Consider the following 13,954-nt stretch of genomic DNA (forward strand, 5'->3'; position numbering starts at 1 on the left):
GCGTCCCGGCGGCCGGGGCCGGGAACACTCGCCTCATGACGATGACCACCGCCGAAGCCGACAAGATCCTCGCCGACAATTTCGCTGCCTGGGTCCTCGAACTGGGTCTGACCGTGGAGGGGCTGGACGACCGGCGCGCGATCCTGCGGCTGCCCTGGTCGGACCGGCTGGCCCGGGAGGGCGGGGCGATGTCGGGGCAGGCCCTGATGGCGGCGGCCGACACCGCGACGGTGATCGCCGTGTCGGCGGCGCGCGGGGCCTACGGGCCGATGACGACGGTGCAGCAGTCGACCTCGTTCCAGCGGGCGGTGTCCGGCTCGGATGTCCTGATCGAGGCGGTGGTCACCAAGCTGGGCCGCCGGATGGCGTTCGCCGACATCACGATGACCGACGGCACCACGGGCGAGATCGCGGCCCACGTGAGCACGATCTACGCGATTCTGGGCTGACACGCACCGCATCCGTTCAGTGACGCTTCGCTGCGGCCAGGGAGCGGAATCCTTGCTTCAGCGAATCTGCACATCGAATGCCCAACCACGTCACCGGGGGCCGGACTCCCCCACAACCCGCTACCGCCGGTCACACCATTGGGGCGGGAGTGTCGCTTTCGCCTCCCGCCCCGCAAGAGCGGGCACGAGCCGATGCCGTGACCGATGTGAAGAAGTCGCCGACAAGCCGTGCCCGCACCGTCACGGATGACCGCCCCTGAGGCTCAAGTGCCCAGGTGGGGCAGTGGGTTGATTGGAAGCGCGGACCGGCTGCGTGCTTTGATCCATCGCACCGCGGGAGCCGCCACGGCACCCGGGAACGGGCGTCGAGCGCCCTGCGGTCGCGGCCGTCATCTGTCCCCAGAGGGGGCCGCTCCCCCCTTGTGAAATACCCATACGAAGGGAAGTTCCATCATGAACTCCACCCCCCAGGTTGAGACCGTCGAGATCTCCGACGCCGAGCTGGACAACGTCTCCGGCGGCCTTTCCGTGAACGCCCTCGGCACCGTCACCGGCATGGTGGACGGCATCGCCCCGGTCTCCGGCCTGGTCAACACGGTCGTCGGCACGGTCGAGGGTGCCACCGGCCTGAACACCGCCCCGGTCACGAACCTGGTCGCCGGTCTCTGATCGCGCCTTTTTGTGACGTCGAGTCCCGGAGCCGCCCCCGGCTCCGGGCTCTTCGGGTGCCACAGCGCTCCCGTAAATGCCGTAACAGCTCTCCCGTATGCCGTAACAGCTCTCCCGCACAGGTGAGGGAAGTTCCTTGCAGTTCCGCCAACAGGCCCTCGCCAGGCTCCAGTCGCCGGAGGAGCTCGATCTTCCGGTGCGCTTCGCCCGTCCGCAGGGCTGGCTCACGCTGTCCGTGACGATCGTCGTCATGGCGGCGGCCTCCGTGTGGGCGGTGACCGGCTCGGTCGCCTCCACGGTCGGCGCGCCCGCGATCCTCACCCACGGGCAGGGCAGCTACCTCCTGCAGAGCCCGGTAGCGGGCCAGGTCACCGCGGTCCTCGCCGAGCAGGGCGAGCGGCTGCCCGCCGACTCCCCCGTCCTGAAGGTCCGTACGGCCGACGGCGACACGATCGTGCGCACGGTCGCCGCGGGCCGGGTCACCGCGCTCGCCGCCACCATCGGGCAGATCATCCGGACCGGCGCCAACGTCGCCGCGGTGGAGAAGGTCGCCCACGCCGGGGATCCGCTGTACGCGACGGTGTACGTGCCCGCCGAGAACGCGGCCGCCGTCCCCGACGGCGCCGCCGTCGACCTCACCGTCCAGTCGGTGCCCACCGAGGAGTACGGCGTGCTGCGCGGCCGGGTGGCGTCGGTGGACCGCGGCGCCCAGTCCGCGCAGTCCATCACCTCCTTCCTCGGCGACAGCCAGCTCGGCGAACAGTTCACGAAGGACGGCAGGCCGGTGGCGGTGCTGGTGAAGCTGGACAAGTCCCGTACGACGAAGAGCGGTTACCGCTGGTCGTCCGCGGACGGTCCGCCCTTCGCCCTCACCTCGATGACCCTGGCCGACGCCTCCGTCCGGCTCGCCGACGAGCGTCCCGTCGACTGGCTGCTGCCGTGAGCGCCGCCCAGGACACCCGGGGCCGCCGCCGCGCCGCCCCGCCGAAGAGACCCGTGCCCAAGGGCGGGGCGAAGACGGTCCGTACGCCGACGGTGCTCCAGATGGAGGCCGTGGAGTGCGGCGCCGCCTCGCTCGCCATGGTCCTCGGCCACTACGGCAAGCACGTCCCGCTGGAGGAGCTGCGGATCGCCTGCGGTGTCTCCCGCGACGGCTCGCGGGCCAGCAACCTCCTCAAGGCCGCCCGCAGTTACGGCCTCACGGCCAAGGGCATGCAGATGGACACGGCCGCCCTCGCCGAGGTGCGGACCCCGGCCGTACTGTTCTGGGAGTTCAACCACTACGTCGTCTACGACGGCATGGGCCGCCGCTTCGGCCGCCGCGGGGTGTACATCAACGACCCCGGCAAGGGCCGCCGCTTCGTGCCCATGGAGGACTTCGACGGCAGCTTCACCGGTGTCGTACTGGTGATGGAGCCCGGCGAGGGCTTCAGCAGGGGCGGCCGCAAACCGGGCGTCCTCGGCGCCATGCCGGCCCGGCTGCGCGGCACCGCGGGCACGCTGCCCGCGGCGGTGCTGGCGAGCCTGCTGCTGGTGATGGTCGGCGCGGCGGTGCCCGCGCTCAGCCGTACCTACATCGACATGTTCCTGATCGGGGGCCAGACCTCCCTGCTCGGCGTGCTGTTCGCGTCGATGGGGGCGTCCGTCCTGCTCACGGTGGTGCTGACCTGGCTGCAACAGGCCAACCTGCTGCACGGCCGGATCATCTCCTCCACCCTCTCCAGCGCCCGCTTCCTGCGCCATCTGCTGCGCCTGCCGGTGACCTTCTTCTCCCAGCGCAGCCCGGCCGACCTGGTGCAGCGGCTGCAGTCCAACGACGCGGTGGCCGAGACCCTGGCCCGCGACCTGGCGGCGGCGGGCGTGGACGCGGTGGTCGTCGTCCTGTACGCGCTGCTGCTGTACACCTACGACCCCCAGCTCACCGTCGTCGGCATCGGGGTCGCGCTGCTGAACATCGTGGCGATGCGGGTGGTGATCCGGCTGCGCGCGACACGTACGGCGAAGCTGCGCGCGGACAGCGCCCGGCTCACCAACACCGCCTACACCGGCCTTCAGCTGATCGAGACGATGAAGGCGACCGGCGGCGAGGACGGCTACTTCCGCAAATGGGCCGGACAGCACGCCACCACCCTGGAGGAGCAGCAGCGCCTCGGGGTGCCGAGCGCCTGGCTCGGTGTGGTCGCGCCCACGCTGGCCACCCTGAACAGCGCGCTGATCCTGTGGATCGGCGGCATGCGCGCGGTCGAGGGCCATATCTCCGTCGGCCTGCTGGTCGCCTTCCAGGCCCTGGTCACCCGGTTCACCGCCCCGCTGACCCGTCTCAACGGCGTCGCGGGCCGCATCCAGGACTTCGCGGCCGACGTGGCCCGCCTCAAGGACGTGGAGAACTTCCGGGCGGACCCGCTCTACGACCGCCCCGGCGGCGCCGACTCCACCCGCAGGCTGCACGGGCACGTGGAGCTCCAGAACATCACCTTCGGCTACAACCCGCTGGACAAGCCGCTGTTGACGGGGTTCGACCTCACCGTCGGTCCCGGTCAGCAGGTGGCCCTGGTCGGCGGCTCGGGCAGCGGCAAGTCCACCGTGTCCCGGCTGATCTCGGGCCTGTACACGCCCTGGGAAGGCGTGATCCGTATCGACGGACAGCGGCTGGAGGACATCCCGCGCGGCGCGCTCGCGGCCTCGGTCTCCTTCGTGGACCAGGAGGTGTTCCTCTTCGAGGGCACCGTCCGCGACAACGTCGCGCTGTGGGACCCCTCCGTCCCGGACGACGCGGTGACCGAGGCCCTGCGGGACGCGGCCCTGTACGACGTGGTCGTGCGCCGCCCCGGCGGTATCCACAGCAGGGTCGAGCAGGACGGCCGCAACTTCTCCGGCGGCCAGCGCCAACGCCTGGAGATCGCGCGGGCGTTGGTGCGCCGGCCCAGCATCCTCGTCCTCGACGAGGTGACCAGCGCGCTGGACGCGGAGACCGAGCTGACCGTGATGGACAACCTGCGCAAGCGCGGCTGCGCCTGTGTGGTCATCGCGCACCGGCTGAGCACCGTGCGCGACAGCGACGAGATCGTCGTACTGGAGCACGGCACGATCGTGGAGCGCGGCCGGCACGAGGACCTCGTCGCGCGCGGCGGCGCCTACGCGACACTGGTCAGGGAGCGGTGAGATGACCTCCGTGCACGAGGGCGACCTCGTCCTGAACGCCCTCGGTTCGATGGGCAGCCGTATCGACTGCGCCGGGTTCAGCCGGCTCGACCTCGAAGGCCCGCAGGTGCTGTGGCTGGTGGCGTCCGGGGCCGTGGACCTGTTCGCGGTGGACGCCGGACAGCAGGGCCACTGGCACCATCTGGGCCGCCTGGAGGCGGGCTCGCTGCTGCTGGGCCCGGTCGCGGGCCCGCACCACACCCTGGTGGCACGCCCGTTGCGTGACTGCGTCGTGCACCGCATCGGCCTGCGCGAGCTGTACCAGCCCGCCCCCACCCAGACCTGGTCCTACGACGAGTACGGCAACCCGCGGTACGTCCCGCCGACGACGAGCCCGCTGGAGTACGCCCTCGCCCTCGGTGTCGGCCGCAGCCTGTCCATCCTCTTCCAGGCCCCGATGGCCACCGAACGCGCCGCCGAGATCACCGACGACGACGTCCTCTGGATGCAGGTCCCGCCCGGCAGCGTCCAGTACGGCTCCCTGTACGGCCAGGAAGCCGCCGCCGACCTGCTGATGGACCCGGCGGTCTGGCAGTCCATGGTCGACCAGCAGTACCGCCTGCTGACCACCCTGGACCGCTGGATCGAGCAGCTGGAGCGCACCCACGAGACGCGCACCGCGGCGGGCATCAGGGCCGGTGAGGCGGTGCGCGCCCAGGCCGACCGGACGCTGCTGGCGTCGATCGGCAAGCGCGGCGGCACGCGGGCCACGGCCGCCGACGCGGACGCCAGTCACGCGGCGTGCAAGCTGGTCGCCGAGGCGGCCGGGATCACGCTGGCCGACCCCGCGCACAGCGGCACCGAGAGCGACCGGCTCGACCCGGTCGAGCGGGTGGCCCTCGCCTCCCGCGTCCGCACCCGGGCGGTCCGTCTCGACGGCCGCTGGTGGCGGGAGAACGTCGGCCCGCTGGTGGGCCGCCGGGCCCTGTCCGGGGCGCCGGTGGCGCTGCTGTGGCGGCGCGGCGGATATGTCGCCGTGCACCCGGCGACGGGCCGCGAGACACCCGTCGAGAAGGCCAACGCGGAGGAGTTCGAGCCGCGCGCGGTGATGTTCTACCGGCCCCTGCCCGACCGTGCGCTCAGCCCGCTGCGGCTGCTCAGGTTCTGCCTGCGCGGCACCGCCGGGGATCTGACGAACCTGCTGCTGAGCGGCCTGGTGACGGTCGCGATCGGGGCGCTGGTGCCGGTCGCGACCGGCAAGGTGCTCGGCCAGTTCGTGCCGAAGGCGCAGACGGATCTGATCGTGCAGGTGTGCCTGGCGGTGCTGGTCAGCAGTGTGGTGGCCGCCGCCTTCATGCTGCTGCAGAACCTGACGATCCTGCGCCTGGAGGGCCGTATCGAGGCGATTCTCCAGCCGGCCGTCTGGGACCGGCTGCTGCGGCTGCCGACGAAGTTCTTCACCGAGCGGTCCACCGGCGAGCTGGCGAGCGCGGCGATGGGCGTGAGCGCGATCCGGCGGCTGCTGGCGGGGGTCGGACCCACGGTCGCCCAGTCGGTCACCGTCGGCGCGATGAACCTGGGGCTGCTGCTGTGGTTCAGCGTCCCGATGGCGCTCGCGGCGATCGGCATGCTGGTGGTCATCGCCGCGGTGTTCCTGGGGCTCGGGCTGTGGCAGGTGCGCTGGCAGCGGCGACTGGTGGTGCTCGGCAACAAGCTGAACAACCAGGCCTTCCAGACCCTGCGCGGACTGCCCAAGCTGCGCGTGGCGGCCGCCGAGAACTACGCGTACGCCGCCTGGGCCGCGCAGTTCGCCCGCAGCCGCGAGCTCCAGCAGAAGGTGGGCCGGATCAAGAACCTCACCGCGGTGCTGGGCGCGGTCTATCTCCCGCTGTGCACGCTGCTGATGTTCATGCTGCTGGCGGGCCCGGCGCGCGGCTCGATGTCGGCGGCGGCGTTCCTCACCTTCAACACCTCGGTGACGATGCTGCTGACCTCGGTCACCCAGCTCACCGGCGCGTTCGTCTCGGCGGTGGCCGCGCTGCCGCTGTTCGAGGAGATCAAGCCGGTGCTGGACGCGACCCCGGAGGTCCGCGCGGCGAGCACCCGCCCCGGCCCGCTGACCGGCGCGATCGAGGCCCGTCGCCTGTCCTTCCGCTACTCCGACGACGGGCCCCTGGTCCTGGACGATGTCTCCTTCTCGGTCCGGCAGGGCGAGTTCGTGGCGATCGTCGGCCCGAGCGGCTGCGGCAAGTCGACGCTGCTGCGGCTGCTGATCGGCTTCGACAGGCCGGTCTCCGGCAGCGTCCTGTACGACGGCCAGGATCTGGCCGCGCTGGACCAGTCCGCCGTACGCCGCCAGTGCGGGGTGGTGCTCCAGCACGCGCAGCCGTTCACCGGTTCGATCCTGGACGTCATCTGCGGCACGGAGCCGTACACGCCGGAGGAGGCGATGGCGGCGGCCGAGATGGCGGGGCTCGCCGAGGACATCAAGCGGATGCCGATGGGACTGCACACGATCGTCTCGGGCAGCGGGGCGGTCTCCGGCGGCCAGCGCCAGCGCCTGATGATCGCGCAGGCGCTGATCCGCCGCCCGCGGATCCTGTTCTTCGACGAGGCGACCAGCGCGCTGGACAACGAGACCCAGCGCACGGTGATCGAGAGCACGAAGGCGCTGGCGGCGACGCGCATCGTGATCGCGCACCGGCTGTCGACGGTGCTGGACGCGGACCGGGTGATCGTGATGGAGGACGGCAAGGTGGCCCAGCAGGGGCCGCCCGCGCAGCTCCTGGCGGACACCGGCGGACGCCTGCGCGAGCTGGTCCGACGCCAGCTGGCCTGACGGTTCGCGGCACTGGCCGAAGTACGACCCCGGTCCGCTGGGAGACGGCGTTTCCCCGTTCGTTCGCGGGGAAAACGGGTACACACGCCGCCATGCGAATCAGCGTGGTGGATGTGGGCTCCAATACGGTCCGTCTGGTGGTGGCCGACGCCAATGACGGCGTACCGCTCCCGGTGCACACCGCCAAATGGCGACTACGGCTGTCCCAGCACGTCAGACCGGGGGACGCGATTCCGGAAGAGGCGGTCGAACGGCTGGTCGACGCGGTCGCCGAGGCGAGCAGAACCGCCGCCCGGTGGCGGGCGACCGACCCCGTGGCCTTCGCCACGGCCGTGGTGCGGGCCGCCCCGAACCGGCGCGAGGTACTGGGCGCGGTCCGGGCCCGCACCGGAGTGGATCTGTGCACCCTGCCCGGCGAGCTGGAGGCCGAGCTGACGTTCCTCGGGGCGCGGCGGTGGATGGGCTGGCGGGCGGGACCGCTCGCCCTGCTGGACATCGGCGGCGGCTCGCTGGAGGTGGCCTTCGGCCGGGGCCGGCTGCCGGATTTCGCGGCCTCCCTGCCGCTCGGCGCGGGGCGGCTGACCCATGAGTTCTTCGGCGACGACGACCCGCCCTCGCCCGAGCAGGTGCGGGCGCTGCGCCGCCGGGTGCGTCATCAGCTGCGGGACGTCGCGGCCCGGATCCGCTGGGAGGGACCGCGTACGGCGGTCGCGACCTCGCGGACGTTCCAGCAGCTGGGTCGGTTGTGCGGGGCGGCGCCCGGCCGCAACGGCCCCTTCGTGGAACGGCCGCTGCACAGCCGCGACCTGCGCGGGGCGGTGGAACGGCTGGCCGCGCTGCCCGCGGCCGAGCGCTCCCGGCTGCCCGGCATCTCCGCGCCCCGGGCCGCGCAGAGCCTGGCCGGGGCGGTCGTCGCGCACACCGCGATGAAGCTCACGGGGCTGCGGACGGTCACCGTCTGCCCCTGGGCGATCCGGGAGGGAATCCTGCTGCGCCACATCGAGGACGGCGCGTCCTGGTGGACGCGGGTCGCCCGGGCCGGCGAGGAGCCCGCGCCGCCCGAACCGGTGCCGCTGCGCCTCGCGGGATCGAACGGCATGGCGGGCGCGAGCGGCTGAGCACCGGGACCGGAGCCAAGGGGAATCCCGTACGCGACGACCGGCACGACGCTCCGCAGGAGTCCGAGACGGCGCTGGACGAGGTCCTGCGCGAGATGTCCGAGGCCCAGGAGGAGTCCGAGGGCGGCTGAGGGACCGCTTCGCGCGGGGCGCGCCACGCCGTAATGGTTCTGGCACGGATGGCCGCGCCCCACGCGGGTACCCGGGCCCACATGCCACACCAGCACGACACACCACGTCTGCCCGCTGCCCGCGGCCCGGTCTCCGAAGCGGTGATCCGGTATCTGCGGGGGACGGGCCCCCTGCCCGGCGAGGACGACCTGGCGAGCGCCGACGTCTACGGCGACGATCTCCAGCTCGCCCTGTACGTCTGCTACGAGCTGCACTACCGCGGTTTCGCCGGCCTGTCCGCCGACCGTGAATGGGACCCCGACCTGCTGCGGACCCGCGCGGTGCTGGAGCACCGCTTCGAGTCCGCCCTGCGCTCGGACACCCCCGCCCACGACGGCGTACCGGACGCGATCGACGACCTGCTGGTCGAGCCGGTCGACGGCACGGGCGTCTCCTACTTCCTGCGCGACGAGGGTGAGCTGTGGCAGCTGCGCGAGTACGCGGCGCTGCGCTCCCTGTACCACCTCAAGGAGGCCGACCCGCACGCCTGGGTGCTGCCCCGGCTGTGGGGGCGGGCCAAGGCGGCCATGGCGGCGGTGGAGTTCGACGAGTTCGGCGGTGGACGCGCCGAGCGGGTGCACGCCCGTCTCTTCGCCGACCTGATGACCGACCTCGGCCTGGACACGACGTACGGCCACTACCTGGACGCGGCGGACGCCGAGACGCTGGCCACGGTCAACATGATGTCCCTGTTCGGTCTGCAGCGAAGGCTCCGGGGCGCCCTCGTCGGCCACTTCGCCGCCGTGGAGATCACTTCCTCGCCGGGCTCCCGGCGGCTGGCCGAGGCGATGCGCCGCACGGGCGCCGGACCCGCCGCCGAGCACTTCTACGACGAGCACGTCGAGGCGGACGCGGTGCACGAGCAGGTCGTCCGGCACGAGGTCATCGACGGCCTGCTGACCGACGAGCCGCATCTGGCGCCGGACATCGCCTTCGGCATCGACGTCACCGGCTATCTGGAGGACCGGCTCGGCGAACGCCTGCTCACCCACTGGCGGGCCGGCCGGTCGGCGCTGCGCGAGCCGCTGGACGCCGAAGGGCGCCCGCAAACATCCAAAACCTCCCTTATCTCCTGAATGTCGGGGTACTCGAGCGCTGTGAACTTTCTGGTGCTACCGGGCGTCTACGCCCCACAGGAGGACACCGAGCTGCTGGCCGGTGCCCTGGCCGACGAACCGCTGCCGACCGGCGCCGAGGTCCTCGAAGTGGGAACCGGCTCCGGCGCACTGGCCCTGAAGGCGGCACGGCGCGGCGCGCGCGTGACCGCCGTGGACGTGTCGTGGCGGGCGGTGTGCACGGCACGGCTGAACGCCTGGCGGACCCGCCTTCCGGTGCGGTTCCTGCACGGCGACCTGTTCGAGCCCGTGCGCGGACGGTCGTACGACCTCATCCTGGCCAATCCGCCGTACATGCCGACGCCCGCCGCGGACGCCGAGCCGCGCGGCAGCGCCCGGGCCTGGGACGCGGGCCACGACGGCCGGCTCGTCCTGGACCGCATCTGCCGGGAGGGGCCCGAGCTGCTGCGGCCCGGCGGGGTCCTGCTGCTGGTGCATTCCTCGCTCAGCGGTCCCGACCGGACCGTGGAGTGGCTGCGGGCGGCCGGGCTGAAGGCCGCCGTGTCCCGGCGGTGCCGGATCCCGTTCGGGCCGGTGATGCGTGCCCGTGAGGAGTGGCTGCGGGAGCGGGGGCTGCTGTCCGCCGCCGACGAGAAGGAAGAGCTGGTGGTCGTCCGTGCCGAACGCACCGTCTGAGCCGCCCCGCCGGGTGAAGGTCCAGCGCGCGGGCCCCCTGATGATGGAAGGGCCCGTGGAGATCGAGCTGGAGGACGGCAGCACCGTCGTCTCCGACCGCTTCCGTGTCGCCCTGTGCACCTGCCGGCGCAGTCGGCGCTATCCCTGGTGCGACACCAGTCACCGCAAGAAGGCCTGAGTTTCCCGCCCACCGATGAGTTCCGCGGGCGCGCGGGGTCCATCCCTTCGTAAGGCACACGCGTCAGCCTGGCCACCCGTCCGCCGTGCGCGGCCGACGGGCCGGTGCCAGGCTGACGGGAACGGACCTGCGAAGGGAAACCTCATGATCACCACCGACCCCGTCCACGGCGTGCCGTGTTTCCTCGACCTCGGCGCCCCTGACGTGCGGGCCGCCGCGGCCTTCTACGGCAGCGTGCTCGGCTGGGAGTACGAGGCCATGCAGGGCGGCGAGGAGACGGAAGGCGCCGAGGACATGGAAGGCGGCATGTTCCGCAAGGACGGCAAGGTCGTCGCCGGTCTGGGCAAGCTCACCGAGGAGGGCGCCCGCTCGGCCTGGATGATCTACTACAACGTCACCGACGCGGACGCCACCACCCAGGCGGTCGAGAAGGCGGGCGGCACGGTCCGGGTGGCACCCCGGGACCTCGGCGAGTGGGGCCGGATGGCACAGCTCAGCGACCCGCTCGGCGGCCAGTTCGCCATCTGGCAGCCCGGCACGGACGGCGGCGTGGAGCTGGTGGACGCCCCGGGCGCCCTGTCGTGGACCGAGCTGTACACGAGCGACCCCGAGGGCGCGAAGAAGTTCTACGGCGATGTCTTCGGCTGGTGGTACAGCGACATGGAACTGCCGGGCGGCGGGGGCACGTACTCCCTGATCACCCCGGCGGACCTGCCCGAGGAGCGGATGCAGGGCGGCATCATGGGCCTGCCCACGGAGGCCCTCGCCCTGGCCGGCGGGAAGCCGTACTGGCACCCCGTCTTCGACGTCGAGGACTGCGACGCCGCGGTCGCCCGGGTCACCGGGAACGGCGGCAGTGTGCAGATGGGCCCCGAGGACGCCGAGGGCGTGGGCCGGCTCGCGGTGTGCGTCGACCCGGCGGGCGCGGACTTCGTGGTGCTCACCCCCGTCAAGAGCTGAACACACGAGGTGCCGGCCGGGCGGCCCCACTCCGCCCGGCCGGCCCCCGATACGAGATCGCAGGCCACTGTGACAGGACTCGCACTCCCCAGTCACGGGCCGCTGCACATGATCACGCCGGCCATGCGATCCCGGTCCCTCAGAACGCGAAGACGCTCGCTCCGAGGGAGCTCTTCACGCACTCGTTGGAGAAGGTGCGCTCGTAGGAGACGCGCTCTCCGCGCCAGACACCGTCGACGGTGACGACGACGGGGTCGTACTCCCTGGTGCACAGGATGTCGTCGTCGCTCGCGAGCGCGTCGAAGTCTCCTTGGGCCGCGCGCAGTTCGGCGCAGGCCCGGCCGGCCGCCGGGTGCGTGCCGGAGGGCGCTGGCGTGCAGACGAGGGTCACGGCGCGCTCCGGTGCGGCGAGCGCCGCGCTCTCACCGTGCGCCACGGTGAGCACGAGCGCGGAGGGGGCGTAGAGCGAGCCGGGCGCGTTGCCGGGGGCCGCGGGGGCGGCTCCGGCGAGAGGGCCGCAGACGGCTGCCGCCGTCAGGCCCAGGGTTGCTGTCCAGCGCGCGGTGTTCCGCATTGTGTGCATCCTTCCGCTCGATTCGGGGGTGTGCCGGAGGCCGCCCGATCGGGCCGGAACCGGCGACCGCGAGTCTGCCGAGTCCGCCGCCGGAACACACATCGACCCCATGTGTTTCAGTAACCTTGCGTATTGAATCAGTGGCGTGAAGTAACGGAATTCGAACGTTCCAACCCTTGCAACGGCCGGATCTTGATCGCCCGAAGCAGCCAACTGGCCGAATACCCCGCGCTCTGCAATAGGCCTGAAACATTCCGATTCCGCCCTCGCTCGATCACTTCCTGACATCGAAACCGCCCCTGGAGGCCGTGGAGGATTCATCCATTGACGCAGCGAAAGATGGATGAACCGCCACCTGGTACGGGACTTGACCATGGCCGTACGGTCGGCAGACCCCGTCCCCGCTGGAGCCCGCCTTGTCCCCGACTCCCCCGTCGCCGTCAACTCCCCCGTCCCTGACCGAGGTCGAGTCCCACGGCGTGGACCGCATCCCCGACGCCGACCGCACCGCCACCCCGCTGGACCTGTTCCGGCTGGCCTTCGGCGGTGCCAACACCTTCTCCACCTGCGTGCTCGGCGCCTTCCCGATCCTGTTCGGTCTCTCCTTCTGGCAGGGCCTGGCCGCCACCCTCCTCGGCGTGGTCGCGGGCGCGCTGATCCTGTGCCCGATGGCCGTGTTCGGCCCGGTCAACGGCACCAACAACGCCGTCTCCTCCTCCGCGCACCTCGGGGTGCACGGCCGCGTGGTCGGCTCGTTCCTCTCCCTGCTGACCGCCGTCGCCTTCTTCTCGATCTCCGTGTGGAGCTCCGGCGACGCCCTGGTCGGCGGCGCGCACCGGCTCTTCGGCCTGGGCCGCGGCGATCTGTCGTACGTCGTGGCCTACGCGCTGTTCGCCGGGCTCGTCCTCGCGGTGTGCGTCTACGGCTTCCGGTTCATGCTGTTCGTCAACAAGCTCGCGGTGATCTCGGCGAGCGCGCTGTTCGTGCTCGGCGCGGTGGCCTTCGCCGGGGACTTCGACCCCTCGTACGCGGGGGTGTTCACCGACTCCGCCGACGCCGGGACCCAGGCGCTGTTCTGGCCGTCCTTCATCGGCGCGGCCCTGATCGTGCTGTCCAACCCGGTGTCGTTCGGGGCGTTCCTCGGCGACTGGTCGCGGTACATCCCGGCGAGCACCCCGCGCCGCAAGGTGATCGCCGCCGCGTTCCTGTCGCAGATCGCGACCCTGCTGCCGTTCGTGTTCGGTCTGGCGACCGCGAGCATCATCGCGAACAAGGCGCCCGAGTACGTCGATCCGGCCGCCCCGGACTTCGTCGGCGGTCTCCTCGCCGTCTCACCGGGCTGGTTCTTCCTTCCGGTGTGCCTGATCGCGCTGATCGGCGGCATGTCGACCGGCACCACGGCCCTGTACGGCACCGGGCTGGACTTCTCCTCGGTGTTCCCGCGGCTGTCCCGGGTGCAGGCGACGGTGCTGGTCGGCGCGCTCGCCATCGCGTTCATCTTCGTCGGGCGGTTCGGCCTCAACCTGGTGCAGTCGATCTCCACCTTCGCCACGGTGATCATCACCTGCACCACCCCGTGGATGGTCGTGATGATGCTGGGCTTCTGGACCCGGCGCGGCTGGTACGACCCGGAGGCGCTCCAGGTGTTCAACCGCCGTCAGCGCGGCGGCCGTTACTGGTTCGCGCACGGCTGGAACTGGCGCGGCCTGACCGCCTGGTGGGTCGCCGCGCTGCTCGGGGTGCTCTTCACCAACGTCCCCGGGCAGTTCGTCGGCCCCTTCGGCGACCTCGCCGACGGCGTCGACATCAGCCTGCCGCTGTCCATGGCCGTGGCCGCCGTGCTGTTCCTGACGCTGCTGCGGCTGTTCCCCGAACCCCGGGCCGTCTACGGGCCCGAGGGCGCGCGACTGGCCCGCACCGTGGACGTCCCGGTGCCGCCCGTCACCGGACCCGGCGCCGAGGGGCCGCTGCCGGACCCTTCGGCCACGGTGCGGGCCTGACGCACGTCGTGCCGGTGGCTGGGTACGCGGGCGGGGGGCGAGGTGGACGGAATTCGGTCAACCTCGGCACCGGGCACGCGCCGATGGTCTCGCGCCCGCGCCAA

The 13,954-nt window shown here is 72.0% G+C and carries 12 protein-coding genes; 11 read left to right on the forward strand and 1 reads right to left on the reverse strand.

Translation table 11 applies throughout. From position 1 onward, the window contains the following. Positions 1-35: 35 nt before the first annotated feature. The 10 genes from ACWD1Z_RS13505 (at position 36) to ACWD1Z_RS13550 (ending at position 11,276) form a co-directional block, all read left to right on the forward strand. On the forward strand, positions 36-449 hold the full coding sequence (locus ACWD1Z_RS13505; protein WP_451118310.1) for a PaaI family thioesterase: 414 nt from the start codon (positions 36-38) through the stop codon (positions 447-449). Between the two features lie 453 nt (positions 450-902). Then, entirely contained in the window at positions 903-1,118 is a 216-nt protein-coding gene (locus tag ACWD1Z_RS13510; protein ID WP_451118311.1) for a type A2 lantipeptide, read from the forward strand. A 136-nt stretch (positions 1,119-1,254) separates the two neighbouring features. Beyond that, a complete protein-coding gene (locus ACWD1Z_RS13515; protein ID WP_451118313.1) occupies positions 1,255-2,061 on the forward strand; it encodes an HlyD family efflux transporter periplasmic adaptor subunit in 807 nt (268 codons plus the stop codon). Then, a complete protein-coding gene (locus ACWD1Z_RS13520) occupies positions 2,058-4,280 on the forward strand; it encodes an NHLP family bacteriocin export ABC transporter peptidase/permease/ATPase subunit (protein WP_451118315.1) in 2,223 nt (740 codons plus the stop codon). Before ACWD1Z_RS13515 ends, ACWD1Z_RS13520 begins: the two co-directional genes overlap by 4 nt. A gap of 1 nt (position 4,281) precedes the next feature. Then, the gene (locus ACWD1Z_RS13525; RefSeq protein WP_451118317.1) at positions 4,282-7,098 is read left to right on the forward strand and encodes an NHLP bacteriocin export ABC transporter permease/ATPase subunit; all 2,817 of its coding nucleotides are present in this window, start codon (positions 4,282-4,284) and stop codon (positions 7,096-7,098) included. Between the two features lie 92 nt (positions 7,099-7,190). Then, complete coding sequence (locus ACWD1Z_RS13530) at positions 7,191-8,216, forward strand: Ppx/GppA phosphatase family protein (RefSeq protein ID WP_451118319.1); 1,026 nt, start codon at positions 7,191-7,193, stop codon at positions 8,214-8,216. A gap of 212 nt (positions 8,217-8,428) precedes the next feature. After that, positions 8,429-9,463 carry an iron-containing redox enzyme family protein gene (locus tag ACWD1Z_RS13535; RefSeq protein ID WP_451118320.1) on the forward strand — a complete coding sequence of 345 codons (1,035 nt, stop codon included), beginning with the start codon at positions 8,429-8,431 and terminating at the stop codon, positions 9,461-9,463. After that, entirely contained in the window at positions 9,464-10,138 is a 675-nt protein-coding gene (locus tag ACWD1Z_RS13540; RefSeq protein WP_451118322.1) for a HemK2/MTQ2 family protein methyltransferase, read from the forward strand. It begins immediately after the preceding gene. After that, positions 10,119-10,316: a CDGSH iron-sulfur domain-containing protein gene (locus ACWD1Z_RS13545; protein WP_451118324.1), complete on the forward strand. Its 198-nt coding sequence runs from the start codon at positions 10,119-10,121 to the stop codon at positions 10,314-10,316. Before ACWD1Z_RS13540 ends, ACWD1Z_RS13545 begins: the two co-directional genes overlap by 20 nt. Positions 10,317-10,460: 144 nt before the next feature. Continuing rightward, entirely contained in the window at positions 10,461-11,276 is an 816-nt protein-coding gene (locus ACWD1Z_RS13550) for a VOC family protein (protein ID WP_451118326.1), read from the forward strand. A gap of 139 nt (positions 11,277-11,415) precedes the next feature. On the opposite strand, the gene ACWD1Z_RS13555 is transcribed toward ACWD1Z_RS13550, so the two are convergent. Beyond that, positions 11,416-11,850, reverse strand: a complete 435-nt coding sequence (locus tag ACWD1Z_RS13555) for a protease inhibitor (RefSeq protein WP_451118328.1) — start codon at positions 11,848-11,850, stop codon at positions 11,416-11,418. Positions 11,851-12,266: 416 nt separating this feature from the next. Between ACWD1Z_RS13555 and ACWD1Z_RS13560 the strand changes: the two genes are divergently transcribed. Then, positions 12,267-13,850, forward strand: coding sequence for a purine-cytosine permease family protein (locus ACWD1Z_RS13560; protein WP_451118330.1), 1,584 nt, complete (start codon positions 12,267-12,269; stop codon positions 13,848-13,850). Positions 13,851-13,954: the final 104 nt, after the last annotated feature.

This window comes from Streptomyces sp. NPDC002784, assembly GCF_053592135.1.